Origin of the sequence: Lactimicrobium sp., from assembly GCF_036453465.1 — a bacterium.
Classification (GTDB): domain Bacteria; phylum Bacillota_I; class Bacilli_A; order Erysipelotrichales; family Erysipelotrichaceae; genus Bulleidia.
The window spans coordinates 1-26,681 of sequence record NZ_JAZHUW010000031.1; the positions used below are offsets into that span (position 1 = coordinate 1).

25 protein-coding genes are annotated in these 26,681 nt (G+C 46.8%); 5 read left to right on the forward strand and 20 right to left on the reverse strand.

Annotation, left to right across the window (positions count from 1 at the left end; translation table 11 throughout):
• Positions 1-91: 91 nt before the first annotated feature.
• Together SOI44_RS07955 and SOI44_RS07960 are read right to left on the reverse strand one after the other, a co-directional pair.
• A complete protein-coding gene (locus SOI44_RS07955) occupies positions 92-619 on the reverse strand; it encodes a hypothetical protein (RefSeq protein ID WP_331348680.1) in 528 nt (175 codons plus the stop codon).
• 183 nt (positions 620-802) lie between these two features.
• Positions 803-1,423, reverse strand: a complete 621-nt coding sequence (locus SOI44_RS07960; protein ID WP_331348681.1) for a DUF6560 family protein — start codon at positions 1,421-1,423, stop codon at positions 803-805.
• 178 nt (positions 1,424-1,601) lie between these two features.
• On the opposite strand from SOI44_RS07960, the gene SOI44_RS07965 reads away from it, so the two are divergent.
• The 4 genes from SOI44_RS07965 (at position 1,602) to SOI44_RS07980 (ending at position 4,379) form a co-directional block, all read left to right on the forward strand.
• Positions 1,602-2,003, forward strand: coding sequence for an arsenate reductase/protein-tyrosine-phosphatase family protein (locus SOI44_RS07965; protein ID WP_331348682.1), 402 nt, complete (start codon positions 1,602-1,604; stop codon positions 2,001-2,003).
• Positions 1,996-2,577, forward strand: a complete 582-nt coding sequence (locus tag SOI44_RS07970; protein ID WP_331348683.1) for a DUF5714 domain-containing protein — start codon at positions 1,996-1,998, stop codon at positions 2,575-2,577. The genes SOI44_RS07965 and SOI44_RS07970 overlap by 8 nt, the downstream gene beginning before the upstream one ends.
• 135 nt (positions 2,578-2,712) lie before the next feature.
• Entirely contained in the window at positions 2,713-3,675 is a 963-nt protein-coding gene (locus SOI44_RS07975) for a Fic family protein (protein ID WP_331348684.1), read from the forward strand.
• A gap of 50 nt (positions 3,676-3,725) precedes the next feature.
• Positions 3,726-4,379, forward strand: coding sequence for a nitroreductase family protein (locus SOI44_RS07980; protein ID WP_331348685.1), 654 nt, complete (start codon positions 3,726-3,728; stop codon positions 4,377-4,379).
• 206 nt (positions 4,380-4,585) lie between these two features.
• Here SOI44_RS07980 and SOI44_RS07985 read toward each other — a convergent pair whose 3' ends face one another.
• From SOI44_RS07985 to SOI44_RS08065, 17 genes are all read right to left on the reverse strand, one after another.
• On the reverse strand, positions 4,586-5,029 hold the full coding sequence (locus SOI44_RS07985; protein WP_331348686.1) for a hypothetical protein: 444 nt from the start codon (positions 5,027-5,029) through the stop codon (positions 4,586-4,588).
• A gap of 169 nt (positions 5,030-5,198) precedes the next feature.
• A complete protein-coding gene (locus tag SOI44_RS07990) occupies positions 5,199-5,468 on the reverse strand; it encodes a hypothetical protein (protein ID WP_331348687.1) in 270 nt (89 codons plus the stop codon).
• Between the two features lie 160 nt (positions 5,469-5,628).
• A complete protein-coding gene (locus SOI44_RS07995; RefSeq protein ID WP_331348688.1) occupies positions 5,629-6,450 on the reverse strand; it encodes an SDR family NAD(P)-dependent oxidoreductase in 822 nt (273 codons plus the stop codon).
• A gap of 73 nt (positions 6,451-6,523) precedes the next feature.
• The gene (locus SOI44_RS08000; protein ID WP_331348689.1) at positions 6,524-9,559 is read right to left on the reverse strand and encodes an EAL domain-containing protein; all 3,036 of its coding nucleotides are present in this window, start codon (positions 9,557-9,559) and stop codon (positions 6,524-6,526) included.
• Between the two features lie 83 nt (positions 9,560-9,642).
• The gene (locus tag SOI44_RS08005) at positions 9,643-9,822 is read right to left on the reverse strand and encodes a hypothetical protein (protein WP_331348690.1); all 180 of its coding nucleotides are present in this window, start codon (positions 9,820-9,822) and stop codon (positions 9,643-9,645) included.
• 184 nt (positions 9,823-10,006) lie between these two features.
• Positions 10,007-10,963: a DHH family phosphoesterase gene (locus tag SOI44_RS08010; protein ID WP_331348691.1), complete on the reverse strand. Its 957-nt coding sequence runs from the start codon at positions 10,961-10,963 to the stop codon at positions 10,007-10,009.
• Between the two features lies 1 nt (position 10,964).
• A complete protein-coding gene (locus SOI44_RS08015; protein ID WP_331348692.1) occupies positions 10,965-12,161 on the reverse strand; it encodes an acetate kinase in 1,197 nt (398 codons plus the stop codon).
• Entirely contained in the window at positions 12,154-12,489 is a 336-nt protein-coding gene (gene ylxM, locus SOI44_RS08020; protein ID WP_331348693.1) for a YlxM family DNA-binding protein, read from the reverse strand. The genes SOI44_RS08015 and ylxM overlap by 8 nt, the downstream gene beginning before the upstream one ends.
• On the reverse strand, positions 12,479-13,450 hold the full coding sequence (ftsY, locus tag SOI44_RS08025) for a signal recognition particle-docking protein FtsY (protein ID WP_331348694.1): 972 nt from the start codon (positions 13,448-13,450) through the stop codon (positions 12,479-12,481). The genes ylxM and ftsY overlap by 11 nt, the downstream gene beginning before the upstream one ends.
• Positions 13,447-16,392, reverse strand: coding sequence for a chromosome segregation protein SMC (locus SOI44_RS08030; RefSeq protein ID WP_331348695.1), 2,946 nt, complete (start codon positions 16,390-16,392; stop codon positions 13,447-13,449). The genes ftsY and SOI44_RS08030 overlap by 4 nt, the downstream gene beginning before the upstream one ends.
• Positions 16,393-16,482: 90 nt before the next feature.
• Entirely contained in the window at positions 16,483-16,881 is a 399-nt protein-coding gene (gene mscL, locus SOI44_RS08035) for a large conductance mechanosensitive channel protein MscL (protein WP_331348696.1), read from the reverse strand.
• The gene (locus tag SOI44_RS08040) at positions 16,856-19,021 is read right to left on the reverse strand and encodes a peptidase U32 family protein (protein WP_331348697.1); all 2,166 of its coding nucleotides are present in this window, start codon (positions 19,019-19,021) and stop codon (positions 16,856-16,858) included. The genes mscL and SOI44_RS08040 overlap by 26 nt, the downstream gene beginning before the upstream one ends.
• Positions 19,008-19,499: a DNA-deoxyinosine glycosylase gene (locus tag SOI44_RS08045; RefSeq protein WP_331348698.1), complete on the reverse strand. Its 492-nt coding sequence runs from the start codon at positions 19,497-19,499 to the stop codon at positions 19,008-19,010. The genes SOI44_RS08040 and SOI44_RS08045 overlap by 14 nt, the downstream gene beginning before the upstream one ends.
• Positions 19,492-20,502, reverse strand: coding sequence for a DNA polymerase III subunit delta (gene holA / locus SOI44_RS08050; RefSeq protein ID WP_331348699.1), 1,011 nt, complete (start codon positions 20,500-20,502; stop codon positions 19,492-19,494). Before holA ends, SOI44_RS08045 begins: the two co-directional genes overlap by 8 nt.
• The gene (locus tag SOI44_RS08055; RefSeq protein WP_331348700.1) at positions 20,495-22,414 is read right to left on the reverse strand and encodes a ComEC/Rec2 family competence protein; all 1,920 of its coding nucleotides are present in this window, start codon (positions 22,412-22,414) and stop codon (positions 20,495-20,497) included. Before SOI44_RS08055 ends, holA begins: the two co-directional genes overlap by 8 nt.
• Positions 22,411-22,884: a ComEA family DNA-binding protein gene (locus tag SOI44_RS08060; protein WP_331348701.1), complete on the reverse strand. Its 474-nt coding sequence runs from the start codon at positions 22,882-22,884 to the stop codon at positions 22,411-22,413. The genes SOI44_RS08055 and SOI44_RS08060 overlap by 4 nt, the downstream gene beginning before the upstream one ends.
• A 50-nt stretch (positions 22,885-22,934) precedes the next feature.
• On the reverse strand, positions 22,935-24,362 hold the full coding sequence (locus tag SOI44_RS08065; RefSeq protein WP_331348702.1) for a hypothetical protein: 1,428 nt from the start codon (positions 24,360-24,362) through the stop codon (positions 22,935-22,937).
• A gap of 455 nt (positions 24,363-24,817) precedes the next feature.
• On the opposite strand from SOI44_RS08065, the gene SOI44_RS08070 reads away from it, so the two are divergent.
• Complete coding sequence (locus tag SOI44_RS08070) at positions 24,818-25,711, forward strand: putative hydroxymethylpyrimidine transporter CytX (RefSeq protein WP_331348703.1); 894 nt, start codon at positions 24,818-24,820, stop codon at positions 25,709-25,711.
• A 349-nt stretch (positions 25,712-26,060) separates the two neighbouring features.
• Here the strand turns inward: SOI44_RS08070 and SOI44_RS08075 are convergent.
• Positions 26,061-26,681 (reverse strand): transposase (locus SOI44_RS08075; RefSeq protein ID WP_331348704.1); only part of this gene is annotated, 621 nt, incomplete at its 5' end.

Sequence of the window (26,681 nt, forward strand, 5' to 3'; positions counted from 1 at the left end):
TTTCACCATCCATGGAATTCACCTCACATGAATGAAGATAATCAACCAGCTTAACATTACTGTACATGAACAAGTACAGTAGCCACAGAATTCACCAATTTGTTAATATGTCCTCAAAATAATAAATCAGGTGTGGCTGCTGATTAATTCGTTCCGCAACTGCATGGGTTCCGCCATTCCAGAAGTGCTCTCCTCCTTCCAGAAAGGGAGCCTGCAGACGATAGGGAACTTTTTCAATCAGTTTTTTCTTATAAAACCTGACCTGCTTATCATCTGTGTTGTCAAGATATGCCAGAATCTTCTCCTTTTTCTCGGTGGGAGAAATCTTTTCTTTTTCATTGATATATTTAACGACTCTTTCAATCGCATCACTGGGGCCAAGGTTAAGATGGTATTCTGTCACCATATACCATGCATCACAGATCATGTCATTGATCAGCTCATCAAAAGACAGTTCTGTTCTGCCTTCATTTACCTTACGGATAATTGCCTGAAACCAGAACAGCTTATAGCTTTCACTTTTGTTATCAAACAGACGGGAAAAATGGCCTATATCAAGTTCATCAGATCCTGGCAGCCATATGCCGTATCTTGATTTGGATGCATGATCTTCTGACATGACATTTCCCCTTTCTGTCAATGCGATTCCATTAGCACTAGAATAACACGTTTGGATGTGATACGCACTTGTCTGAAATAGACGGACAGATCCAATATGGAGTATGTTCAAGCAAAACTAAAGGACAGCTTGCTTTGCTGAAGAACAAGCTGTCCGATACAGGTAAAAACGTACTGCAGGTTTTCAATTTGAAAGAAAATATACTAGTGCACAGACTGCAACGCCAACAATGACAATGATCCAGGTGATCTTATCCCACTTCTTCTTTTCTTGTTCCAGATCTTTTGGCGACATGATCTTCTGTCGGATTTCAATATGATCATGGATCAGACGTTTCTTGAAATTAGAGTAGCCATTGTAATAGTTATCTACCAGGAATGCCTGTCTCTTTTTTCCCTTAATGTAGATATGCATCCCGTTATGATCAATCTTTGCATAGTCAATCTGTGCAAAGGTCCAGTGCTTTTTAAAGATCCAGGCACGCTGTCTTGTAATATCGTCATGATCTACATGGATCTCATCCGCACCAGGGAATGTCACAATCAGAAGAAACAGGCTAATGCCGACAAAGATACCAAAAATGATATAAACCGCGATTGATGTTTCTTTTACGAAGTATGCCAATACCATCATTGCAAGGAAGAATACTGCTCCAAAGATACCAATCCCAGCCAGAAAAGAGCCGCCGCGCACAGAAAACTTATCGATAGAAGAAGACTTCTTATCCAGCTTCTCTTTGGAAAGCAGTCTTAACAGTATGGAAACAGCAGTGATTGTAATCATTGATTCAACGAATGTCTGCATAAATATGCCTTCTCTGCATTCAGAATAGCATGTTTTATTGCTGTACAAAAATAATTATTAGCTTTGCTTATTTATTTAACTGTTATTTAACATGCTGTTTAAACAAGTCTTGTTGCGATTCCTCTTTAGAGTGCGTAAGCTATCAGATGATACATAGCAATGTATGGGTGAGGATACGATGACAAAGAAGAAAGTTGCTTTTATCTGTGTTCATAATGCATGCCGTTCTCAGATTGCTGAGGCATTGGGAAAATACTATGCAGCAGATGTATTTGACAGTTATTCTGCCGGCAGTCAGAAACAGGACCACATCAATCCGGATGCTGTACGCATCATGAAGAAGCTGTATGGCATAGATATGGAAAAGAATCAGTATTCCAAACTGATTAATGAAATCCCATCGCCTGATCTTGCCATCTCCATGGGATGCGGTGTGCACTGTCCCTATATTGGCAGGGCATTTGATGATGACTGGGGACTAGAAGATCCAACCGGAAAACCGGATGAAGCATTTATCCATGTGATCAAACAGATTGAGAAGAACATTCTTGCCTTAAAGGAGAAGCTTGCAAATGAATGATATGGAAATCCGCGGGAATCAGATCATTGATGCCTGTCTGATTGAGAAAAGCACAAGCCCGTATGAAATCTTTGTAGATATAGCAGAACATGACTTTGTCAGAATGCATGGACCAGAACATCATATTCTGGATGGAGCATGCATCCTGACAGCCTGCCACAATGCCGGTCTGGACTTTGATCTGATGGCTGCCCTGGCTGAACTGATGCAAAGAGGCTTACAGATGCCAGGAGCCATGTGCGGCATGTGGGGTGTCTGCGGAGCAGTGGCCTCTATTGGTGCAGCCCTGTCAATCCTGGAAAGCACCGGTCCATTAACCACAAACGATTCCTGGGGCAGCCACATGGCCTACACATCCAAAGCCCTGGAAAAGCTCTCTGTTATGGGCGGACCAAGATGCTGCAAACGCGATGCCTATACAGCCATGGAAACAGCAGTCGATTACATCAACCAGCGCTATGGCATCCACCTGCAGAAAGATGACATCACATGCGGCTTCTATCCCCAGAATGCCCAATGCAAGAAAGAAGGATGTCCCTATTATCCTCTTGCAAAAACAAACCACTTGAACTGATCACATATACAGGCAGGCATCAGAAAGATCTGATACCTGCCTGCTTGTTGTTTAAACAAGTCTTTCGGGCACAGATTGTCCACCGGCAGCTTCCATAGGCTATCATCATAGCAAACCAAAAGGAGGCAGATTTGCATGTTCCCGATTGAAAAAGAAAACAGGTCCGGCTATACAGTAGAAAACGGCAGAAATGACAGTGCCTTTCTGTCCTATCAGCCTGCCCTGTTAAACGATATTGAAATGCAATACAGTGATGTTCTGGTGAAGGAACTGGCAGATACGATGGCATCCTTTGGCCAGCTTTCTGCTTTGTTCAGCCTGTTATCTCCTTCTGATCAGTCTGCCTTTATTCAAAGCCAGACTGATCTGGAAGCAGAACACTCCTTCCAGCTGTCCATCGATGCCATTGAGACAGAAAAGAATGATGCTGCCCTGTCGGACAGTGACAGTACATCCCTGATCGATATGACCCGTTTTCAGGCAATCCAAAGTGATATCCATCCTGACTATACAGATAACCAGAAACAGGATCTGCAGTGGCTCAAAGATGCCTATCCCTATGCAGCCAGGAGGATCCATACCCTTCCAATCTCAAAACGATTCATATCAGAGCTGCATGATTACATCATGCATGCTCCGCATAATTATGCAAATAAACCAGGCCAATATCGATACACAGTTACCTGGATCGGTAGACCCGGCAGCACACCTTCTACAGCTGCCTATGTACCACCTGTTCCTGACACACTAGAGACAGGATTCAATGATCTGGAACTGTTTATACACAGTGAAAGAGAATTGCATCCGCTGATCAAAGCTGCTCTGTTTCATTATCAGTTTGAAATGCTGCATCCCTTTGTCGATGGCAATGGACGCACTGGCAGACTGCTGAATGAACTATTGCTAACAAACAATCACATCCTGCCGGATCTGATCCTGGATGTATCCGGCATCTTACAGAAGAAAGAATTTGCATACTATACAACCCTGATGAGCACAGAGATGAATGGTACCTATGAGAAATGGATTCTGTTCTTTGTGCAGGTGCATCATCAGGCTGCCATAAAGGCAATTGAAAGGATCAGAGAACTGCTTTGATTCCATCACTGATGCTAGAATCAAAGCAGATACGTAAGGAGGCAGTGCATATGGACATCATGGATGTGATACGAGAAAGGCATTCGGTCAGACAGTTCAAGGATACGAAGATTTCGGATGAGATCAGAACACAGTTACAGGATGAAGTAGAAAAGCTGAACAAAGAGAGTGGACTGCATATGCAGCTGTTCTTTGACGAGCCGGACTGTTTCAAGGCAAACAAACCGCACTACGGCATGTTTGCCAACTGCCGAAACTATCTTGCCATTGTCGGAACCAAATCACCTTCTCTGGATGAAACAGCCGGATACTATGGTGAGAAAGCAGTTCTGTTTGCACAGTCTTTAGGTATCAATTCCTGCTGGGTAGCATTGACTCATGCAAAAAGCCAGGCAGTGATCAATCCTGGCGAAAAGCTGGTGATCATTGTTGCTTTAGGATATGGCATTACCTCTGGTTCTGCCCACAAAACAAAGCCTCTTCAGAAGCTTTGTTCTGTGGATGAAGAAATGCCAGACTGGTTCAAAAAAGGCATGGAAGGTGCCATGCTGGCTCCTACTGCTGTCAACCAGCAGAAATTCAAGATCTATTACAAAGATGGAAAACTCACAGCCAAGACAGGCATTGGACCATGCACAAAGATTGATCTAGGCATTGTCAAATGCAACTTTGAACTGGCAAGCGGACACAAGTTTGAGGACTAAGGGATGAGCAATCATCTCTTTTTTACTATCTTGTTTTGAATGAAAGAACTGTACACTGTCATTCTGGCAGCTTTAATCCTGAAGAATTTCCATTGCTTTGTGGGAATATGCATGCATAGAAAAAGTGCAGAAGCACTTTCCCTTGCTGTATCAGCTTCTCTTCTGCACTGGATGGATTAAAGTTACGGATCTATGAAAACAAATGATTATTCTGCTTTCTGATCAGCTGCTGGCTGGATATTCTCTGTCTGTTTTGTGCTGATGCTTTCGGCAATTTTTCTTAAGGCAGAAATATCATCGGCCTGCTTTGATGATAATGCTGTACTGGCAGACAGATCTGCTTTGAGCTGTGATACATCTTGTGTCATCTGGCCGAATCCATAGATGATCCATGAGGTAAATACGCCGCTGATCGCGAGCATGATGCCTGTGATGACAAGAACAGCCGATGCTTCATAATCCAGGGTGGGATCATATATCATGGATGCACCTGTTCCGGTTTTCTGGGCAGCTCTTACAATCTCACTTGCACGGCTGGCTTGTGAAGCTGCTGTCAGTCCCATCACAGCCAGAACAATACCGAAAATGATGTTAATGATGGCCACGGCTGCTGCCATCTTCTGGATCTTCTTCGAGACATTCTTATACATGGTATTTCCCCCTTGTCATGATCTGATTTTAATATAGCATGAAAGCTCTTTGCTGCAGGAAAAAGATATCTGTTTGGTTCAAAAAAAAGAATGCCATCTATGGGCATCCTCTTTGAGATTGGATTAATAGGATTGATTGGGTATATGTTGTTACAGTTGTGATTGTGTATTAGATGGATCTGCCCATGTTATAGGCTTCTTCCAGTTCTTTATGGCCATTGATGGTGCCATCATCGATTGTACCGCCGGTAAAGATGGTTCCTTTGAGTTTAGCCTGGTTGAATACCTTGAGCCATCCTTTCAAGCCGTTGATGGCATTTTCTGGTGTTTCTGGATCATTGGATTCTGCGGTAGTTAACAGATAAATCTCTTTGAATTTGTACGGTACCCTGTACAGGCAGTTTGTTTGATCCAGCAGCACCTTCATCTGTCCGTTCATTTCATACACGTTCTCCTTCGTTTGCTGCACTGTACGTGTCAGCTTTGGCTATCGTACCAACTCTAAGAAAGTGACACAAGCTGTACCGGGGATAATACCTTACATCCGCACATTTTTTGTTTTCTGAAATACGAGCAGTGAGATTGGTATTTGAAAGACCTTATTCGCCCTGAAAGAAATCACGTTTATTGAAGCCGGCAGTCATGAAACGCCATGCTGCCTTCTGTGGTGTCAGCCAGGCAATGTAATCGTCCTGTTTTTTCTTTTCGGTGTTTTTGATCATGCCTGCAGCCAGAAACTTTGCGACGGTATCAGGATAATCGCCAAGGATGTTGTATACCTTTTTGACTTTATCTGATAACTGCATTTCATTATTGCCGCCTAATGGATGGGCAATGAAGTTGGTGATCATGATACCCGGATTCAGTCTTCCTACCTGTACTGGTGTATTGGTCAGTGTGAGTTCCTTGGCAAGGCCTCTGACCATGTATTGCACACCTTTCTTTGCTGCGCCATAAGCGGTCAGGCCAAGCTGGGTGGCATTGTCTGCACCGAATCCTTCGATGCAGTACACACAGCCATGGCCCTGCTTTGCCATGTGCGTGATTGCGGTCTTACAGCCATACATGGCACCTTTGAGATCAATGTCGACAAGCAGATCTATCTGCTGCTTTTCCAATTGCCATAATGGTACCATCGGCTGGTTGACACCGGCATTATTCACCCAGATATCAACGCTGCCAAAATGCTCTTCTGCTGTCTGCCAGAGATGTTCGAGATCCTCTATGGATGTCACATTGCACAAAGTGTATGCAATGCCGTCTTTGGGTCCGTTGATCTTCTGCAGCTGATCTGCAGCATTCCTCAGCTTGTCTTCATTGACATCAGATATCACAACATGAAAGCCATGCGTTCTGAACTGCTTTGCCATTTCATAGCCCAATCCCTGGGCAGAGCCGGTAATAACTGCTGTTTTAACCATATATCCCCCTGTTTTCTGTTTTTCTTATTGTTATGCATATTGTGCCTGTATGAGAAAGGCAGGGAAGCTGGCTTCAGTCTGCGTTCTCTGCCTTGTTGATCATATCTGTGCTTTCCAGTCCTCTGCTGATCAGTCCCTGTGATTCTTCCTTGCTCAAGGAGCCAAACAGTAAGCCGGAAATACTGAGATCCTGCTGGCTGCTGAGATCTGTATTGACAGAAGCAGAGGATCCGATTCTGCGCAGTGTATTCTTAAGTTCGTCTTCATCATCCATCTGTTGTATTACCAGGAAGTTGCCGGCATTCAGACGGCCGATGGCACTGTCCTGACCAAGCAGATCGACAAGATGATCACCAATGCTCTTCAGGATTTCATCTGCCTTCTGGTATCCGTATTTCTGATTTATTGCCTGCATGTTTTCAATCTGAAGATACATCAGGGCAAAATCTCTGTGTTCTTTCTTCCAGGCATCCTGATACTGGCAGAAGGCATCATAGAGCCCTCTGCGGTCAAGCAGGCCAGTGACAGAATCCTGATGAATCTGTCTTACCTTTTTATTGCCGGATGCCAGCAGGGAAAGATCTACGAAGTAGCCGACCAGGCCGACAATATTGCCATTGCGGTAGATAGGACTCTTGAAAGCCATGATCTGGCGGATCTTGCCATGAGAGATACAGGTGCCTATGGCACCATTGATCTGCTCACCATAGTGCAGCACTCTGTATTCATCATTCTTGAAAGGATCCGGATTGACATGCCAGCCCATTTCTTCATCGGTCTTGCCGACAAAGTCAGAACTTTGTGTAAAGCCATAGTAATCACGGAAGAAGGCATTGCCATCAATAAAGCGGCGGTTGATATCCTTCCAGAAGATGCCGATTTTGGCATTGTCAAAGAAGGTACGGATCTCTGCATCCTTCATGGATTCGACATCATTATCCGTGATTCTGGCAAATGAGCTTGCGTCCTGGGTGACACGGGCATGCAGGATCGTGCCATGATCCATCATCTTATCAGCAATGGAGATAAAGGCATCACTGGCACTGACAGCACATGACAGCAGCACATGCGTACCGTCAACCACGGCCGGTATCAGTACATAGATCTGCAGGCGGTAATTGCCATTGGCATCCAGACAGCGGAAGAAGCCTGCTTCATACCGCATGCCGCTCTTATAGATTCTCTCCTGAATGCCCTTAAAATCATAGGTTTTGATAAAGTCAGCACGGTCATTGGGATATACATTCAGCTGGGCAAAGCCAAGTACGGCATTCTCATTGGTTTCCCCGTCATACTTGCCGCGGTACATGCTGTTATCCTGATAAATGGTCCGCACCACATCATGGTCCAGATCAAACATATCAATTCTTTCAAAGATCGAGCAAAGGGAATTGGTCACTTTATCACGCAGATTGAAATTGCCGATTCCGGTCAGCTGAGAAAGATCACTCAGCCTTGCCACGAACGTGCATCTGCCATCTTCCTGATTGCAGGCAATACTCTGAATGGTAATGGAAATATATCTGGCATTCAGAAGCACATCAAACGAGACTTTCTGCTTTGCATCAAAGGAACGTCTGACCGCATCGGCAATCTGTTCCCGCACACGCGTGAACCTTGGCTCCAGCATCTCATCTGTATCCTTGAAACCGGCACTCTGTATGAAATCCTGAAAGCCGGGATTGCTCTGCACAATACGCATGCCATCCGGTCCCATCTCTGCCAGTACCGTCGGGATCATGGTATCCTGAGCATCCAGCAAAGGATCCGGTGAAAGCAGATTGATTCTGCCGGTAGCCTGCATATATCCGCGCTCGGCCTTGTTTTCAAAGACAAACTCTGTCTTTTCCAGCTGTGCTAATGGCAGCGGCTTTGCATAATAGTATCCCTGCAACATCTCGCAGCCATCCCTGGCAAGGGCTTTCTGATACGCTTCTGTTTCAACGCCCTCACACAATGTGCGGATGCCAAGCTGCTTGGCCATATTGATGATATTTGCCACAATCATGCGGCTGCGCCTTGCTGCCTTCTCATTCCTGGCATTCAGGAACTTCATATCAATCTTGATGACATCAAACGAGAAATCCTTCAATACATTCAATGAAGAATAACCCGAGCCAAAATCATCCATCCAGATCTCATAGCCAGCCTTACGGTATTGTTCAATATTGGCATACAGACTGCCATCATCTGTGTTCAATACACGCTCTGTTACTTCCACATCAATCAGATCATGATCGATATGATATTCTTCAAGAATGGCATTTAATTGTTCAAACACCGTCTGATCCATGAAATCAAGACGTGACAGGTTGATCGATACCGGCACCACCGGCAGATGCTTGTCCAGCCTGCTTCTTAGATCCCGGCACACGTCTTTTGCAACGTGCAGATCGACCATACTGATCATTCTGGCTTCTTCCAATAGATCAATAAACTGATCCGGTCTGAGGAACGTACCATCATCCTCGATCCATCTGGCTAGAGATTCCACGGCACATACTCTGCCGGTAATTGTTCGAACGATCGGCTGGTAGTAAGGATGAATCCAGTCTTTGTCTATTGCTTCCTGAACATGGTCCAGAATATACTTTCTTCTTAACATGTCCTTGAGCATGGAAGGATCATACATGCAGAAAGAAGTGCCATAGATGTGCTTGATCGATTCACAGGCAATTCTGGCCCGTTCGGTGACAGCCAGATTATCTGTACCCTTTTCACAAGCAGCACAGCCTGCCTTTGCGACAACATTTTCTCCCGGGGCAAACTTCTCCAGCTCTTCATTGAGACGGTTGGCAATGATTTCTGCCTGCACGGAAGGACAAAGCAGTGTGAAATGATCTTCGCCAAGACGTGCACATGGGCAGCTTGGATATAAAGACTGCAGGATGGCAGCGGTATGCTTTAACAGCTGGTCACCTGCAAATCTGCCATGCTTGGCATTGAATGCCTTGAAATTGCTTAAATCCAGAAACAGAACCGAAGAGTCTGTATTATGCAGCTGCAGTGCATTGCTGACAACATCACTGAAACCAGCCGCATTCAGCAGTCCCGTCAATTCATCCTGATGTTCTCTATCTTCGCCTATAATCCGCCTTCTTTGATTCATTATAGTCCAGCTTGTGAGTATACTTTTAAAAAAAACAAATTATGTCCAAAAGAAAAGGAGTAATTCTGCTTACTCCTGTTTTCTCAATGCATGAACGGTGCCATGGACAGCAGCACGTCATTGGTTTCCTTGCGCCTCTGCCATCTCATCTCAACCTTGTCATCCTTGAACAAGCGGTGCGGTTTATCCGAAGTCGTGAACGCACCGAGAATACTGACATCAAAATGATCCTTCGGAAAATTACGATTAAGTTCGGTCATCATGTTTCTATACCTCCCCTTTCATCATCAGTATTGATCATGTAAATGAGAAACGGAAGATGAATGTTTGGAAAGTTTATTTGAAAGAATGATGTTGAAATCGGCTGATTTTACAATGTTCTGTGAGAAGTTTCAGATGAAAACAGGTAGGATGTTCCTGCCCGTTTTCTTACAATTTCACTTGTTTTCAATGATTTTCTGACTGAATGCGTGCATCCAGATCCAAAAGAATCTGGTTGATATCTGCTTCTGTGAGATTCTTGATGCCCGCTGCGTTCTTATGGCCGCCGCCATGGTACTTCTCGGCAATGTCATTGATGGTCACCGTCTTGGAACGCAATGAACCATCAAACAGTTCCTGGCCGTCATCATGCTGGGTAAACAGTGCCCACACAGCAAACTCTTTGACATGTCCCAGCTCATCAATCCGGTTTCTGGCACTGGAAGCAGACAGATGCCATTGCGAGAGGTCACTGTGTCTGAGAATGACATAGGCCAGATGGCCGTCCATCAGCTGTACCCTGCTTCTCAGATACGTAGCAAACCGGAATCCATCCAGATCCGTATCAAACAGCATCCGGTTGAGACCGGGAATATCCAGCTGATAGGATGCCAGATAGCTGGCAGTATGCAGGGTATGTGCCGTCGTATTGCTTGTTCTGAAACAAAGCGTATCCGTTAACAGCCCTTCATACAGATATCTTGCTGTCTTTCTGGAAAGCTGCAGATCGCTGTTCTGTTCAAAGAAGGCGGTCAGGATTTCACAGGTAGCTGCGGCCTGATCAAACACCAGGCACAGGTTGCCAAACGGTTCCCGGTTGGGATGGTGGTCAATCTTGATCAGCAGATGAGCATCCTTGAAACGCTTGTCATCTACCCGGTCCTGGTTGGCCGTATCCAGCACAATCGCCGTTGATTTGGCAATCGTATCATCCTCAATCCGATCACTGGCGGGAAACGGTGCCTGATCACATGTTTCATAGCCAAGCATATAGACCTTCTTGTCCGGGAAATTATCCTTCAGCCATGCGGCCAGGGCATTCTGTGAACCTAAGGCATCACAGTCAGGATGCTCATGGCGGAAGATCGTGATGATGGGACTGTCCGCTATGACAGCCCGCAGATTCTGAAAGTCGAAGTTCATATCAAAGATGCAGCAGTGCTGCGGTATCCCTGGCAATCATGAGCTCCTCATCTGTCGGGATGACCCATACCTGTACAGAAGAATCCGGTCTGGAGATGCAGCATTCTTTGCCAACAGCCTGCATGTTCAGATCATAGTCGATATCCAGGTGCATGCCCTCTTCCAAACCCTTCAGGATTCTTTCTCTTGTATGCCAGTCGTTTTCACCAAGGCCGGCCGTGAATACCATGGCATCGCAATGGCCTAACTGCATGAAGTAGCCGCCGATGACATTGATGGCTCTGTTGGCATACAGATTGACGGTCAGGATGGCTCTTTCATCACCCTTGTTAACAGCGTTCTGAATGTCTCTTGCATCAGAAGAGATGCCGGAAACACCAAGCATGCCGCTTTCCTTGTTCAGGATGACATCCATCTGGTCAGGTGTCAGGTTCAGCTTCTTCATCATGTAGAAGACAACGGTTGGATCAATGTCACCGCATCTGGTGCCCATCATGATGCCGCCCAGCGGTGTCAGACCCATGGAAGTATTGATAACCTGGCCATTGCGGATAGCTGTGATGGAAGCACCATTGCCCAGATGGCAGGTGATCATGTTGAGCTTGTGGACATCCTGCTTCATCAGCTCGGCAGCACGTCTGTTGACATACTTGTGGGATGTGCCGTGGGCGCCGTATCTTCTGATCTTGTATTCCTTGTACCAGTTGTAAGGCACTGGGAAAAGATAGGACTCGGGTCCCATGGTCTGATGGAAAGCTGTATCAAAGACAAAGACATGGCCGATCTTCGGCAGGGCTTCCTTGAAGGCTTCATAGCAGACAAGATGGGCCGGATTGTGCAGCGGAGCCAGCTCAGCCAGTTCCTGTACCTTGTCGACAACATCCTGATCGACGATCACAGACTTGCCAAAGTACGGGCCGCCCTGCACGATGCGGTGGCCGGCGGCGTCAATTTCATCCAGAGACTTGATGATGCCGCACTCTGTCAAAGAAGACAGCAGTTTCTGCACAGCGGTCTTATGATCCGGGATCGGCATGTTGGTGACTTTCTTTTCACTGTTGTACTTGATTGTGAAAGTGCCAAGCTGCTGGCCGATTCTTTCTGCCTGGCCAGAGCACAGTACCTTTTCCTGCGGCATTTCATACAGCTGGAACTTTAAAGATGAGGAGCCGGAATTGACTGAAATAATCTTACTCATTTTTTCCTCCTTCGATTTCAGTATTGATACATGCGTCCAGAAGCTTTCCTACCTGGCTGGACGAGAGTTTACGTATTTGTTCATAGTACTGCATTCTTTTCTCAAAAGAGGAAAGAAGATGCAGCTTGTCTTCATAGCCGTTGAGCTCATCACGGCAGTGGCGCAGCGTATCACTCACCGCTGCCCTTGAGATGCCTTCATTTTCGGCAATTTCCATCAGGGACAGATCTTCCTGGTAATACAGCGTAAAGATATTCTGCTGCCGGTTTGTTAACAGACTGCCATAGAAATCATACAGCCGGTTATAGGTCTCACGCTCACTGGACATCTTTTAGACCTTCGGAAATACTGTAGAGATAGCTGTCCAGATCAAACGGCCGCAGATCCTCAGGATGTTCGCCAAGGCCGATGAAGTAAACCGGCAGATGCAGCTTGTACTTGATCGCCAGGATAATGCCGCCCTTGGCAGTGCCATCCATCTTGGACAGGATGATGCCGCTCAGCTTCGTACTTTCCGCAAACACCTGTGCCTGGGTCAGGCCATTCTGACCGGTTGTGGCATCCAGCACCAGCCAGGTATCATGCGGTGCCCCTTCAATCTCTCTGGCAGAAACACGGTTCATTTTGGCAAGTTCCTGCATCAGATTCGTCTTGTTCTGCAGTCTGCCGGCAGTATCACACAACAGGATGTCTGCACCTTTTTCCTTGGCAAAACGGCAGCCATCCACAATTGCGGCACTGGGATCGCCATTCTCCCTGCCCTTGATGACCGGACAGTTCAGTCTTTCACCCCACTCTGCAAGCTGGTCAATGGCACCAGCCCGGAAGGTATCCGCCGCCACCAGGGCAACTTTCTTACCCTGATCGGTATACATACTGGCAAGCTTGGCAGCCGTGGTTGTCTTGCCGGAGCCATTGACACCTTCCAGTAAGATCACTGTCGGGCCATTTTCATTAAAGACAATCGGGGCATCGGGAATCTCATCATAGATATCCTTCATGATTTCCAGAAGGAAGTTCATGGCCCAGTGAAATGTCACACCGGGATATTCATCACATTTCTTCTTCAGTCTTTCACAGATCAGATCGGCCAGTTCAATGCCGACATCACTTTCCAGCAGCACAATGGTCAATTGTTCCAGAAAGTCATCATCAACGCCATGGAAGCTTGATCCCATCTGGTTGAGAGCATCGGAGAATGTCTGCTTGGACTTTTCAAAGCCGCTGAGATAGACGGCTTTATCCTGTTTGCCGGAAAATTTTTCTTTCAGTTTTGAGAAAAAGCTCATACAGCCTCCTTGCCGGTATCAGCTAATGATACCGCATCTTTCAGTGTTACTTTCAGCATCTGGGAAACACCCTGATGCTGCATAGTGACGCCATACAGCACATCACAGTTCTCCATGGTGCCGACTCTGTGGGTAACCACAATGAACTGTGTCTTATCCGTATAGCGGTGCAGATACTGGGCAAAGCGCTCCACATTGCCCGGATCCAGAGCTGCCTCCACCTCATCCAGAATGACCAGCGGAACCGGCTTGACTTTCAGGATGGCAAACAGCACACACAGCGCAATCAGGCTCTTCTCACCGCCGGAAAACAGCATATTGTTCTGTACGGCTTTTCCCGGAGGCTGGGCATCAATATCAATGCCGGTATTCAGGATATCATCCGGATCCAGCAGATACAGGTTGGCCTTGCCGCCGCCATAGAGGGAGACAAAGATATCATTGAAGGCAAGATTGATCTTGTCAAATGTTTCCCGGAACTGTTTCTTCATGACTTCATCCATCTCATCGATGGCGGCCAGGATCTTATCACGGGAAGCGGTCAGATCTTCAATCTGCTTCTTCATGGTTTCATAGCGCTGGTTGACTTCGGCATATTCTTCCGGTGCATTCATGTTGACATTGCCAAGCCGCTGGATTTCAGAGCGCAGCTGTGCCACTTCTTCACGTGCCTTGACAAGGTCTTCAATCTCGGCTTCTTCCTTGCGCTGGGAAGCAGATTCATAGGTTAATTGATACTCAGACACAAGCCGGGAAAGATTGGCTTCCAGCTTTGTTTCGAGCTTGCCCTGATCGACTTTGATGGCACTGGCACTTGCCTGAGCCGTGGAGAGATCCTTGCGCATCTGGCGCAGCTGGTTCTCTCTGCGGTCGGCACTCTGGCCGATCGACATGCGCTCTTCGCGCTTGGTCTTGATCATGCCAGTCAATGCATCACGGCGCTGGTATGCCTTGTTCAATCTAGCAATCAGATCATCCTCCGGCTTACTCTCTTCCACTTCTTCCTGTTTGGGAGAAAGCAGTGCCATTTCATTGCGCAGCTTTTCATACTTGGCCTGTTTGGCATCCAGCACCGGCTCCAGACCTGCTAAAGCGATCTGCTTTTCACGCAGCTGGCGGCCCACCTCTTCACGCTGGGCACTGGCTTCATCCAGTGCTTTCTTTGCCAGCTGGGCCCTGGCCCTCTGGGCATCGAGTGACTGCTGGATCTGGTTGGCTTCTTTCTGCATCGTCATGATGTTGGCATTATGACGGGTCTTGCCGCCGGTCATGGAACCGCCGCGGTGAATGACTTCTCCATCCAGTGTCACGATCTTGTACTGGCGGTTGGTCAAAGCAGAGAGATTATTGCCGGATTCCATCGTGTCACAGACAAGCACGTTGTTTAACAAAGATGCCACGATGGGATCAAAGCGGGCATCACATGTCACAAAGGCACTGGCATTGCCGAGGTAGCCTTTGGTGTTATTGCAGATAATCTGGGCATCCCGGGATACATAGCGCGGTGTGCATACGGTAATGGGCAGGAAAGTTGCCCGGCCGCTCTGGTTTCTGGTCAGAAAGCGGATGGCTTCTCTGGCACAGGCATCATCCTGGGTGACGATGTTATTTAAGGCACCGCCAAGGGCTGTGGAGATAGCTTCTTCATAGCCGCTTTTGGCTTTGAGCACCTGACCGATCACACCAAGGATGCCGCGCAGATCACGCTGGTGGTCCATGATGGAACGGATGCCGGCCTGGTTGTTGAAGGGATTGCGCATCAGCTGGTCAATGACATTTTTACGGTTTTCCAAAGACCTGAGCATGCCTGATGCTGCTTCGTAGGCACCGCTTGTATCGGCAATCTTTGTGGCAGCTAATGTCAGCTTTTCACGCAGCAGTGAAATCTCATTGCGCAAAGCATCCACCCGGGCCTTACGGTCTTCATATTCCGCCTTGGCAGCCGAAAGCAATTGTCTTGTCTGTTCAATCTTCTGCTGGGTATTGCCGCTTTCAATCAGATACTTGGCTTTCTCATCCAGCTCTGTTCTTCTTGCTTCAAGTGACTGGATGGTATTGAGCAGTGCCATGAGTTCTTCCTGCAGGCTGTTGACTTCCTGATCAAGCTTGGAAGCAGATGAGCGGTCCTGCTGGATCTGGTTTTCAGCGACCTGGATATTTGTCTGCAGCATTGTACTTTTGGTATCGATGTCAAACAGTGTTTTCTTAGCAGAATCAATGCCGGCATTGATTTCATCAATCTCCTGCACAAGCACCGAGATTTCAATCTCTTCCAGCCGTGCTTTCTTCTGCCGGTAGATCTCGGCTTTATGGGCCTGCCGCTTTAATGGGGATACCTGTTTTTCCAGCTCATTGAGGATGTCGGTAGAACGGTCCAGGTTTTCCTTGGTGCGCTCTAAGCGGGACAAGGATTCCATTCTTCTTTTCTTGTATTTGGAAACACCGGCGGCTTCTTCAAAGACACCGCGGCGCTCCACTGGTTTGGCCTGGGCAAAGCTGACAACGTTGCCCTGGGATATGATGCTTAAGGAATCTCTGCCAAGACCTGTATCCAGGAAAAGATCAACGACGTCCTTGAGGCGGACATTCTGGTTATTGATGAGGTATTCGGCATCACCGGAGTCACGGTAGAGTCTTCTGGTGACTTCGATTTCATCCTGGTCCATGTTGAGTACCCGGCTGGAATTATCAAAGACCAGGGTGACCTCAGCCATGTTGAGTTTGTGCCGGTCGGCACTGCCGGCAAAGATGACATCGTTCATCTTGTCGCCGCGCATGCTTTTGGCACTCTGTTCGCCAAGCACCCATCTTACGGCATCTGATATATTTGATTTTCCGCAGCCATTGGGACCCACAATGCCGGTAATCGCATCAGAAAAATTGATGACAGTCTTGTCGGCAAAGGACTTGAATCCCTGCATGCGTATTTGTTTCAGAAACATTCCGTTCTCCTTAAATGCCTGTCTATTATAGCAAAAAGACTGCCCTCTCACATTGAGAACAGTCTGTTTCAGATGCTGAAACGGGAAAGATTACTTGTTTTCGTTCTGCTTCTCAAGCAAAGCAGTGATCTTTTCCAGCTCGAGCAGCTCCGGGCTCTTGGCCGGTTCTGCCGGTTCTTCTTCCTTCTTTGGGTGCAGGTTGACGGCCTTATTGACTGCCTTGACCATGATGAAGAGTACCAGAGCCATCAACAGGAAGTTGATGACAGATGAAATGAAGGCACCGATCTTGAGATCAACACTGCCCATCTTGATGGCAACACTGCTGAAATCCAGCTGGAACAAGAGACCAATGATCGGGTTGATGATGTTATCTGTCAAAGATGATACGACCGTACCAAATGCGGATGCCATGATGACACCAACGGCCATATCCATGACATTTCCCTTTAATGCAAAAGCCTTAAATTCTTCCCAAAATTTCTTCATGCACTTCCTCCTTCACCGCAGATGGATTCCTGGTCCATTCATCCAGTATCACATAGCTGCCATAGCAGTATGGATTGGCACGGTGAACAGGCGCATTCTCCACGATTTCTGTGCTGGAGCTATTATAGCGCACCGGATACACAGAGCCATGCAAATCCTGCATGGAATGGATATTTTCTGATGTAAAGCGGTCCTTGATATGCATCAATACCCTTCTGCCATAGACAAGTTCATACGTATATGGCACAAAGCCATAGCGCTTCTCAAATGCGTCCAGTACAGCATGAATCTGCTCATTGGAACACTCACTGGAAAACACAGCGCCGATAATGCCCGGATGAGAAAGCACAAAGGCCAGAGCATAGCTGTTGGCAATGTTCAGTGTCATGCCGGCAATACAATTGTGCAGTGTACAGGAGAAATCACCCATCTGTGAGATGACGGTATCAGACAACTCACCACCGGGCATCTGATCCTGGTTGATAACCGGCGTTAAGCCATTGCCCTGGGTAATGATGCGCACATCATTCATGTCTAGATCCGTATGTGCTTCCACCAGGATACGGTCTTTGGGGGCAACACACTGCATAAGCTGCACATTGTATTCACGTGCCCCACTGCGCACATGCAGTACTGCCCGCACTTCTTCCATCTTACTCAAGGCCTCACGGCGCAGAGCATTGAGCTGGGAAACCGGAATAAACACATTGCCTGCTTCGCCATTAAAGGAAGAAATCACAAAGCAGGTATCACCGGTTTTGGAAAGGGATGCTTCAATCTGTTCTTTGTGCATTGGTGCTTTCTTTGCCGTCTGTAATACGTCGTCACTTTGTACGGTAATACTGTGGCCATCATGGTCTTTGAGTGTCAGCACCAGCTTTTCCTGGGGCATGGCATGATAGTACGCATCCAGAGATACTTTTCTTTCGTTTTCTGCGATTTCTTCATCGATCTTTGCCAGCAGGACGGTATCACTTGTTTTCTGCAACGGATCACCAGGCTTTGGCATCTGCTTTCCATGAAGCGGCAATGAGATGACATCGCCCTTGTCAGCAGAATTGACCAGCTTCCCCTTTTTAAAGATCTTGACGGCTGTCAGACCGATGTCCTGGGGACTTGTCAATATGCGCAGGCCATCGTGCTGATGAAGTGGTGCAGACAGCTTGACGCAGACTTCCCCATGGCCATAGGAAAGTACACTGCCGATCTGGATGCCGCGGTGGTTGGGGCGGTACTGGCCCATTCTGCTTTCTACATCATCATGAAACAGATGGCCTTTGGAAAAGCCACGGTTGAACATTTCCAGCAGTTCCTGCTGTCTTTGTTTTGAGACATGGTATGGCTTACCATTCAGGCAGGCATCAATGGCCTCCCGGAATGTTTTGATGACAAGATACACATATTCAGGCCGTTTCATGCGTCCTTCAATCTTGAGGGAGGCAACACCAGCTTTGATCAGCTGCGGGATCTGGTCAATGACATTGAGATCTCTTGGTGACAGGATATAATCACCTTCCTTGAAATGATGGCTGTCATCCGGGAAGTATTTCAACCGGCAGCACTGGGCACACATACCGCGGTTGGCACTTCTGTTTTTGGCAGCTGAGGAAAACAGGCACTGGCCGGAGTAGGAAATGCAGATGGCACCATAGACAAACACTTCAATGTCAATGCCCATCTGGCATGCCTTTTCTACAAGCTCAATCGGGGATTCCCGTGCTAACACAACCCGGGATGCACCCTCTTCTTTCATCACCTGAACACCGGCAAGATTGTGGATATGCATCTGGGTGGAGCAGTGGATTTCAAAGTCAGGATACATGGTATGAACAAGATGGAACAGACCAAGGTCCTGGATCAATAGTGCATCCACATCATTTTTATACAGGAAATCAACGGTCTCTTTGGCCCGCTCAATTTCCGTTTCATACAGCATTGTGTTCATGGTCACATACACACGCACATTGCGCACATGGCAGTAGTGTACCGCCTGAATCAGCTGATCTTTGTCAAAGTTGCCAGCAAAGGCGCGGGCCGAATAGCTTGTTAAGCCAAGATATACCGCATCACAGCCCGCCTGTACGGCCGCAATCAGACTATCCATATTGCCAGCGGGAGCCAGCAGTTCAATCTTCTTCATTGATATACTCCTTGATGATCTCATACTTTCTGCACAGATCTTCCATCTTCATCCTGGCATTGGCACTGGATGTGCTGGGCAGAGAGATATGCGGTAATTCTACCTGAATATATTTGTCATACAGCGATGATGCCCGGGATCCGGTTGTAAAGATGGCTTTGACATTTGTTTTGTTAACAATAGAGCCAATGTCATTGACAACAACATCCTTGATTGAGGCATCACTGGATCCTGCGATTGTGCAGCTTTGAATCACATCCCACAAAGCAATATGATGGCGGTGGCAGAAATCAGTACGATCACACGGATCTTCTTCAAACAGGGAAAACAGCACCGGCCAGAAGCGGTTATGGGGATTGGCATAGTAAAAAGACTGCTGCCGGGAAATGACAGAAGGAAAAGAGCCAAGGATCAATACCCTGCTGTTTTCATCATAGATCGGGGCAAAGGGATGGACGACTTTTGCAAGCTCAGCCATGTCTGCCTCCGTATTTCAAAAGATAAGTCTCAAAGGCATCTTTGGGAACGACTCTGCCTGCTTTGATATCCTGCTCCACCTTTGCAAGCTCACTTTCCATATGCAGCAGGTTTCTGGCTGAGCGGTTAGCAATATTGCGCAATGACATGCGGATGCCGCTTTCCTTGCCATGCAATCGGATGGCAATGCGGGAGGCATCATAGCCTAGATCCCGCAGGGCAGCAATGTCATAGGCACGCCGCAACTGACTGGCAAGCAGAGGAATCATGGCATTGACATCCATGCCTTTGGCAAACATCTGTTCCTTGGCACGGACAACCCCGGCCATATCCCCTTTCATAAAGGCATTGCCTAGCTGCCACATATCCAGATTGGCATCCTCGGGAATCAGCTGGCGGATCGTATCCTCATCATAGTTCTTCTGTCCATACAAAGACAGTTTTTCAATGGCATGGTGCAGCTGGAATTCATCCGTTCCAACCCGCAGATCAAACTGGGCTCTTGCTTTGGGAGTCAGCACAAAGCCGCCCTGCTTCAAAAGCTCCGTGATATGATCCGGAAATTCCCATGGCTTGATCAGATTGCAGGCTGTCATTTTGACATGGTACTTTTCCAGCAGTTTGGTTTCCTTGCGGCGGGTATCAATGTCATTTCCCTGCAGATAGAAGATCAAAGCCGTATCAGGATTAGGATGTCCAAGGTATTCAGACAAAAGCGAAAGCAGGCGTTCCCGTTTTGTATCCTTTGTTTTGCCATCTGTCTTTGCTTTATCAGAGCTTTTCAGAAAGTACGGATTTTTCAAAATGACAGCACGATGGCCGGTATCGGAAAACAAGGTCATCATATTGCACTGGGTCAAAGCATCTTCCATACGGAACTGGGATGCACTGGAGGCATCGATCTCGACAACCTGATCCTTTGCAATGCGCTCTTCCTTCAGAATCCGCTGAATCTGCACCGTTTCCCGGTATTCATTTTTGCCATAGACTGCATATTCACTCATCAGTCCGTATTATACCAATCCTGCCTGCGGCCGTCAGCAGACAATTCCATGGGCCGATGGCCTGAATCTGGATATCTCCCTGCTCTCTTGTATTAATCCAGGGAATATGCCGCTGCAGCAGACGCTGTATGACTTCATCAGAAGGATGATGGTACAGGGAATAGGCACCTGCTGAAACAATGCCTAAAGATGGCTGCAGACAATCCAGGAAGATGGCACTGGAGCCGGTATGGGAGCCATGGTGGCTCAGCTTGAGAACATCCACGTTCAGCCTGTCATAACGGCGCACAATACGCTCTTCTGCATGGGCATTGATATCCCCTGTCAGAAGATACTTCACACCATTCATTTCAAAGTATTCACAGAGTGAACTCTCATTTTCATCCTCAGTAACCAGATCATTCAGATCATACATGCATAGTTTGCCTGTACACATGCTTTCATGGTGTGATGTCAGCACAGTTTCCGGCTGATATTTTCCAATGACAGCATCCATATTGCCAGCATGATCATTGTCGCCATGAGTGATGATCAATGCGTCCAGTTTCCTGATTCCCTCTCCTTCCAGAAACGCTGACAATGTCCGCCATTGCGCAGGCTTGCCGGTATCCACAAGCACGCTGAAAGAGCGTAAAGGCCCCTTGATCAAAATAGCATCTCCCTGGCCAACATTGATATACGACACAGACGCAAAGGGATGAAACAAACCGAAGCACTGAAAGACAAGCAGTACTGCAAGCATATAAACAGAGGCATGTTTCAGCCTGCGCATCGAAAAGATCATCAGAAGAAAGAACAGCAGGCCAAAACCGGCAATCGAACCCGGCAGATGAAAGTAAGAAAACAAAGAAAGACTGCGGTCAATGAAGAAGATAATCTGAGAAAAAAGTGAGACTGGAATCAACAGATACAGCAGACTTACAAGATAGACAAAGCCAAGCAGCGGCCTTACAAACAGATAAACAAGTGATACCACCGGATCCATGCCATGGAAAAACCATCCCTGTAACAGCAGTGAAATGAAAAGTGAGACAGACTTTCGGCGGGGATAGAAATGAGAACACAGGCGGAAAGCAGCCGGGATCAGAAAGGAAACCGATACATAGCTTTCCGGATAGAGAAACAGCAGAATCACAAAAGTCAGACCGAGTGCCTGGTCTTTGCGCATCTTTGTCATCCGGAAAAGATGAACAAGCAGATACTGGCTGAGCACAAGCGGAAAGCCATACAGCAGCCATAATCCGCATCCAGCCAGAAGAACTGTCTTGTTTCTCTGTTTCTGATCGAGTATGTATTTCAGGGTCAGATGCAGAAAGGCAAGGATGCCGCTGAGCGAAAAGCCATGCTTGAAAAGATAGCTGTCTTCTTCTGCATCTGAAATACCTAAGAGGATCTTTCTGGCAAAGGCAGAAATCTTTTCATCCTGGATCTGGCTGCATTGTTTCTGCAGAAAACGGCGGAAAGAAGGATCCTGTCGGACAATCTGAAAGCTGTCAGTGGACAGGGAATAATGAACGCCCTTTGCCTGCATGGTTCTGGCAAAATCACTGCGGTAAAACGCTGGTGAAGCGACAAGCTCCTTGTATTCACCAGAGAAGGAAATCACAGCATCAAATGGCAGTTCTTCCTGACTGTATAAAACAATCCGCTGTCGGCCGCTTTGAATGATGCCATAACTGGCAGAAACAGAAACGACCCTGCCTTGATAAAACGATGGCATGGCAGCGGAATAGATGGGAATCATGGTGCATAGCAGAATTCCACCCAACGCAAGAAAAGAGAGATCTTTGTTTCGAAGAAACCAGTAAGCACAAAGCAATGCCAGGGAGAGATACGGCCACCTTGAGGAAAAACAGCGGAACACGAAAACACATAAAGCCAGCAGCAGAATTCTGTTCCACAGCATCTTCATAGAGAAATGTACTCTTTGACCTTTTCAAACTTGGAAGGACCGATGCCTTTGACTTTCATCAGATCTTCCAGCTGCTGGAAGAGACCGTTTTCTTCACGGAAGGCAATGATGCGGGCAGCAGTAGAAGGTCCGATGCCTGGCAGTGTTGTCAATGTTTCAAGATCTGCAGTATTGATTGATACCTTGGCTTTTGCGTGCTCAGATACAGCCGGCACAATGATGCGGTCATGATCTTTCAGGATTGTATCCGGATTCAAACCAGAAAGATCAGAGCTGTCTGTTGTGCCTGCTGTTTCCAGAAGCGTATTCAGTGAAGAATACAATGGCAGCTCATAGTCCCCGGGAGAAAGCACTTCTCCGCTGATCGAAACATGAATCATGTCATTCTGTAATGCAGCAAGATCCACCGGAGAAAGATCAATGCACAGTGCCAGGGCAATCATGGCAATAAAAATCAGTGTCTGTTTCATATGTGAAACCTCCACTGATCTTATGGCCGCAAAACTGGTCAGTTCCCTGGTTAAAACATCGTATTTATGATCTTGCTGGCAATATTTCTGCCTTCTCTGACATCACTGCCGGTCTTGGACATGGTTGTCTGATACCGGTGATCTCCGTAATAAACAAGCTTGTAATGCCTGCCATCTTCCAAAATGCCGATGCCAAGGTCCATCAAGGCACTTCTAAGCGCAGAAGACATGGTGGAATAACCGGTCATCAGCTGCTTGATCTGTTTCTGGTGTTTTTCGCATACATGTTCATAGTTGTTATGGGCAAGCACATCCTGCAGAACATCTTTTCTTCTTGCGCCATCCTTGCAGGAAGAAAGTGCCTCTTCCAGAATGCTCAGGATAATCTCTTTGATCTCGCCAGGATAGAATTCTTCCTCCTCTCCCAGAAACAGCACGGGCAGATGATCCTGGCCATCCAACTTGGCCTGCAGACCCTGGTTTTCTGCCTGCAGTGATGCATTGACACGGCTCAGTTCATTGATCCTGTTTTTCAGCCTGTTGATTTCATCATCAAATGCACCAAGATAATCAATGGCTTCATTTTCCGCTGCCTGCTGGGCATGCCTTGCCAGTTGTGTCTGTTTCTGCTGAGCAGCCAGCTCATCCATCAGCAGCGCATTGTTCATACCATCCCAGGTGTACAGCAATGGCATCTGTTGGGCATTGCTGTATTGCAGAACACACTTGCATACCTTGTTAAGCAAAGCCTCATCCTGGCCAGTATAGCTGTGATATAGAAACCGGCGGTGGCGCTGATTGGGAAAGTAGATGCCGATGCCGCCATAGTATTCGTTATTGCCGTGACAGGCAGACCGGATGGCTGGGTTGGAGCGTAAATCCTTCTGTACCAGAATATGGGCGGTTCCTTTCAGCCTGCTGCACAGCCAGCCAACATTCACCGGATCTTCATTATTTTCTGTTTTGGAAACATAGATGACAGGCAGCTGATATCTCACATTGCCATCAATGATATTGGCAAGCTTCCTGGCATCGGTATGCAGTACCGGTATGCCATGATGCAGGATTTCCAGCCCGTTGTCATCTGCCACAAAGCCATTGTCAATCAACATCGAAACAAAATGCGGCGTTGAAAAGCGGATATCCTCCATACTCGCATCTTTGGTATAGCTGCGGTCCAGGCGGATTGCCAGCTTTCTTTCGGCAAAGTTCAATACATAATCGGTATCCCAGACGGCACCATTGCTTTCTTTTTTCTCATACCGGATGCCAACAATATTTCTGCTGGCATCTTCCTGAAATTCCATCCAGAGATCATCACTGCCAAAACGTTGGTGATACTGGCCATTCCATCCCGCTAGAGATGGAATAATGTTATACGAAAACTTACTTGTAAGATTCCACTGCACACCAAGAGAAACAAAGTCCTTTTTGGTAACGGATGATTTGATTGGCAGCAAAGCTGAATACAGCAGCATAGACGCACCCCCTGTGTTATGTTTTTCTGTTTGCAATATGATGATATGAAAACAAGATAATTGAATGCTTGCATCTGTATTCTATCATTTTTGCGTTACAAAATATGACATCTGGGAAAGATCCACGATTTCTTCCTGTTACCAGTATTAAAACCGTTATGGAACGATAGATCAATCCTGTGCTTTATATGAACTGTGATCAATCTGCTTACATGCGGATTTACAGGCAGCCTACACATCATTGGACTGCTTGATAGCATGCATTAACGGGCACAAGATCGAATGCGAAAAAAGGGTGCCCCACATAAGCGTGCTGAGAGGAAACTGAATCTGTTCCAACCTTCGACCTGATTTTGGTAATGCCAACGTAGGGATATAGCGTCAACTAACCCCGCCATGGCGGTATTCTCTTTGCCATCCTCAATGTACTGCAGCTGGTGGGATGGACCGCCATCATGATCTATGATGGCGCTGTCTCTGCCGGGACCATCTTCAACAGCGGGCATGCTCTGTTTGCCATCATCATCGGTGCCCTGATCATACTCTGGATTCTGATCGGCATCACCAATCTTGGAAAAGTAAACATTGCAGCAATGACCGGTCTTTTGCTTCTGACGATTATCCTTTGTGTCGTCATATTCCGCAATGGAACACCAGAAAATGCCGGCACTGCAATGAGCTTTGGGGCTGCCGTAGAACTCTCTGCTTCCATGCCGCTGAGCTGGCTTCCTGTCATCGGTGATTACACCCGTGATGCCAGAGAACCCATCAAGGCATCATTGGTCAGTACAATCGTCTATGGTCTTGTCAGTATGTGGATGTTCACCATTGGCATGGGAGCATCAATCTATGCCGGAACATCCGATATTGCTGAAATCTGTGTGCGGGCTGGCATCGGCATCGCAGGCCTTCTGATTATCATATTCTCCACGGTGACGACAACCTTCCTTGATGCTCTCTCCGCTGGAATTTCCGCCCAGTCCATCTGCAAAGGCTTAAACAGCAAATGGGCTGCCGTAGCAGCTTCCATCATTGGCACGATCGGTGCCATCCTCTTCAATATGGATGATATCACCGGTTTCCTTTACCTGATTGGATCCGTCTTTGCACCGATGGTTGCTGTCATGATTGGTACGTATTTTTTCCTGAAGAGAGATGCAGAACACCAGACATTTGACTGGATGAATCTTGTCATCTGGCTCATTGGATTTATCCTGTACAGGCTTCTGATGCATACAGATTTTGTGATCGGATATACACTGCCGGATATGCTCATCACGATGCTGCTGACGGTCCTGGCAGGAAAGCTTTTTCCAAAATCTATCTCAACTGAAAGGATCGTAAGATAAAGATCAATTCACTTTCGAAATCGCAGCCAATCAATTACGCCCGGATCAATTCTGATCCGGACTTTTTGATACGCGGGCCAAATGAATCAGTCCTTAGTCTGAATAAAAAAGATGAGGAATACTGACATCGTATTCGATCATCAATTCTGATATATGAATGCTGCAATTCATGACAGGAACAAACTTGTCACATCAAGAAAAATCACGTCCCGTTGCAGATAATCACCTTTGTTTCACTTTAAGCAATTTTCATTGCAGATATTGAGGTTACAAATTGTGACCTCAAACCTATTTCATTGTTATTTCTTTAGGTTCAGTCCTAATTTCTGTTGATAGGTATCCTCTGAGGTCATGAAAACTTTCTGCTGGCATCTATGATCTTCAGAAAGAAATATTCATCATCCGGATAGCCGTATCCTTTTCTTCTCAGTGTCTTGATCATCTGGTTGGTTCCTTCAACTTTGCCGGATGAGATATGGACTCTTGCGTGAGAGATAATTCCTTTCATGTGGTCCTCCAGCAGCTTGGCAAACCACATGAAATGCTTGTTCTCTGTTGCTTTGCAGGTGCGTATGATCCGGTTAATATGAATCTTCATGCCTCTTTCAGTATTTGCCTTGTATGCTTTATCAAGCTGTTCCTTTACCAGATCCATGGTGAAGAACAGCTTGTTTTCATCCAACAGCTTCTTGTATTCTTCTTCAATTCCTGCTTTCTGCTTCACCTCCGGCTTCTTGAACAGATCGCTTCCACGGGCAATGGTTTTGCCTGCTTTGGCATCTTTTTCCTTCTGCTTTCTGGTTTCAGCACTTGTCATCAGAACATACTTGGATCCTTTGAGCGCTTTGGCAGCTTCTGCATTGCCTTCTTCTATCAGGCGCTTCTGTTCCTCTTTACGGACTTCTGATACCACCTTGTCATTGAAGTTTTTGACCAGATGGAAATGGTCATAGACAATATCCAGCCAATC

Coding starts and splice junctions, on each gene's coding strand:
- SOI44_RS07955 (WP_331348680.1), bottom strand. CDS start 619: ATGTCAGAAGATCATGCATCCAAATCAAGATACGGCATATGGCTGCCA.
- SOI44_RS07960 (WP_331348681.1), bottom strand. CDS start 1,423: ATGCAGACATTCGTTGAATCAATGATTACAATCACTGCTGTTTCCATA.
- SOI44_RS07965 (WP_331348682.1), top strand. CDS start 1,602: ATGACAAAGAAGAAAGTTGCTTTTATCTGTGTTCATAATGCATGCCGT.
- SOI44_RS07970 (WP_331348683.1), top strand. CDS start 1,996: ATGAATGATATGGAAATCCGCGGGAATCAGATCATTGATGCCTGTCTG.
- SOI44_RS07975 (WP_331348684.1), top strand. CDS start 2,713: ATGTTCCCGATTGAAAAAGAAAACAGGTCCGGCTATACAGTAGAAAAC.
- SOI44_RS07980 (WP_331348685.1), top strand. CDS start 3,726: ATGGACATCATGGATGTGATACGAGAAAGGCATTCGGTCAGACAGTTC.
- SOI44_RS07985 (WP_331348686.1), bottom strand. CDS start 5,029: ATGTATAAGAATGTCTCGAAGAAGATCCAGAAGATGGCAGCAGCCGTG.
- SOI44_RS07990 (WP_331348687.1), bottom strand. CDS start 5,468: ATGAACGGACAGATGAAGGTGCTGCTGGATCAAACAAACTGCCTGTAC.
- SOI44_RS07995 (WP_331348688.1), bottom strand. CDS start 6,450: ATGGTTAAAACAGCAGTTATTACCGGCTCTGCCCAGGGATTGGGCTAT.
- SOI44_RS08000 (WP_331348689.1), bottom strand. CDS start 9,559: ATGAATCAAAGAAGGCGGATTATAGGCGAAGATAGAGAACATCAGGAT.
- SOI44_RS08005 (WP_331348690.1), bottom strand. CDS start 9,822: ATGATGACCGAACTTAATCGTAATTTTCCGAAGGATCATTTTGATGTC.
- SOI44_RS08010 (WP_331348691.1), bottom strand. CDS start 10,963: ATGAACTTCGACTTTCAGAATCTGCGGGCTGTCATAGCGGACAGTCCC.
- SOI44_RS08015 (WP_331348692.1), bottom strand. CDS start 12,161: ATGAGTAAGATTATTTCAGTCAATTCCGGCTCCTCATCTTTAAAGTTC.
- ylxM (WP_331348693.1), bottom strand. CDS start 12,489: ATGTCCAGTGAGCGTGAGACCTATAACCGGCTGTATGATTTCTATGGC.
- ftsY (WP_331348694.1), bottom strand. CDS start 13,450: ATGAGCTTTTTCTCAAAACTGAAAGAAAAATTTTCCGGCAAACAGGAT.
- SOI44_RS08030 (WP_331348695.1), bottom strand. CDS start 16,392: ATGTTTCTGAAACAAATACGCATGCAGGGATTCAAGTCCTTTGCCGAC.
- mscL (WP_331348696.1), bottom strand. CDS start 16,881: ATGAAGAAATTTTGGGAAGAATTTAAGGCTTTTGCATTAAAGGGAAAT.
- SOI44_RS08040 (WP_331348697.1), bottom strand. CDS start 19,021: ATGAAGAAGATTGAACTGCTGGCTCCCGCTGGCAATATGGATAGTCTG.
- SOI44_RS08045 (WP_331348698.1), bottom strand. CDS start 19,499: ATGGCTGAGCTTGCAAAAGTCGTCCATCCCTTTGCCCCGATCTATGAT.
- holA (WP_331348699.1), bottom strand. CDS start 20,502: ATGAGTGAATATGCAGTCTATGGCAAAAATGAATACCGGGAAACGGTG.
- SOI44_RS08055 (WP_331348700.1), bottom strand. CDS start 22,414: ATGAAGATGCTGTGGAACAGAATTCTGCTGCTGGCTTTATGTGTTTTC.
- SOI44_RS08060 (WP_331348701.1), bottom strand. CDS start 22,884: ATGAAACAGACACTGATTTTTATTGCCATGATTGCCCTGGCACTGTGC.
- SOI44_RS08065 (WP_331348702.1), bottom strand. CDS start 24,362: ATGCTGCTGTATTCAGCTTTGCTGCCAATCAAATCATCCGTTACCAAA.
- SOI44_RS08070 (WP_331348703.1), top strand. CDS start 24,818: ATGATCTATGATGGCGCTGTCTCTGCCGGGACCATCTTCAACAGCGGG.